At 60.8% G+C, this 1,273-nt stretch carries 1 protein-coding gene; it reads right to left on the bottom strand.

The features are described from left to right. On the bottom strand, positions 1–1,273 hold a 1,273-nt coding region (locus HU767_RS28495; protein ID WP_186731108.1), incomplete at both ends, for an immunoglobulin-like domain-containing protein.

Below are 1,273 nucleotides of genomic sequence, written 5' to 3'. Positions count from 1 at the left end.
TGCGCGGTGACGGGTTTGCCATCGGCGCCGGTCAGGGTCGCGGTGTAAGTGATGGTGCCGTTTTCGTTCACGGTTGGTGTGGCGGTCAACGTCACGGTAGTGGTGTCGTTGACATCGCTGACCACAGTGCTAACTGGCGTGGTGTTTGGAGCGATGGCTTCCAAGTTACCGCCCGATGCCGAGGCAATCGATTCGGTGACGGTGGTCGGACCTTGATAAACGTCGTTTCCGACAGCGACATCCAACGCCCCCGAACTTGCGCCGGCTGCAATAGTGATCGTCTTGCCGCTGTCGAGCGTGACCGTCACCGGACCGTTCTGCGCGGTGACCGGATTGCCATTGGCATCGGTCAGGGTCGCGGTGTAAGTGATGGTTCCGTTTTCATTCACGGTTGGTGTAGCAGTCAACGTCACGGTAGTAGTGTCTACCGAGTCGGTAATCGTAGTGACCGCAGGCACAGTGCTCGGCACAAGATTTTCGAAGTTGCCGCCGGTTGCGCCGGTGATGGTGGTGCTGACGGTACTGCCGTTGTTGTAGACGTCGTTGGCGGGTGTATCCACGGCGACGGTGCCGGTGGTCGCACCGGCAGCGATGTTGATCACCGCGCCGTTGCTCAAGGTCACGGTCACCGGGGTCTGGGCCGGGTTGCTCAGCGTCGCCGTGTAGGTGATCTGGCCGCCTTCGGTGATGGTTTCGCTGGCGCTCAGCGTCAGGCCGGTTGTATCGGCCGAATCGGTGATCGTAGTAACGGCAGGCGTCGTGCTCGGCACCAGATTCTCGAAGTTACCGCCGGTTGCGCCGGTAATCGTGGTGCTGACCGTGCTGCCGTTGTTATAGACGTCATTAGCCGGTGTCTCGACGTTGACGGTTCCGGTCGTCTGGCCGGCAGCGATGTTGATCACCGCGCCGTTGCTCAAGGTCACGGTCACCGGCGTCTGGGCCGGGTTGGTCAGCGTCGCGGTGTAGGTGATCTGGCCGCCTTCGGTGATGGTGTTGCTGGCGGTCAAGGTCAGGCCGGTGGTATCCGCCGAATCAGTAATCGTAGTGACCGCAGGCGTAGTGCTCGGCACCAGGTTTTCAAAGTTGCCACCGGTCGCACCGGTAATGGTGGTGCTGACGGTGCTGCCGTTGTTGTAGACGTCATTGGCAGGCGTATCAACGTTGACAGTGCCGGTGGTTTGGCCAGCAGCAATGGTGATGACCGAGCCATTGCTCAAGGTCACGGTCACCGGAGTCTGGGCCGGGTTGGTCAGGGTGGCGGTGTAGGTAATCT

It is taken from the genome of Pseudomonas sp. SWRI179, from assembly GCF_014268705.1.
GTDB lineage: Bacteria > Pseudomonadota > Gammaproteobacteria > Pseudomonadales > Pseudomonadaceae > Aquipseudomonas > Aquipseudomonas zanjanensis.
This window is presented reverse-complemented; position numbering and strand designations above follow the sequence as displayed.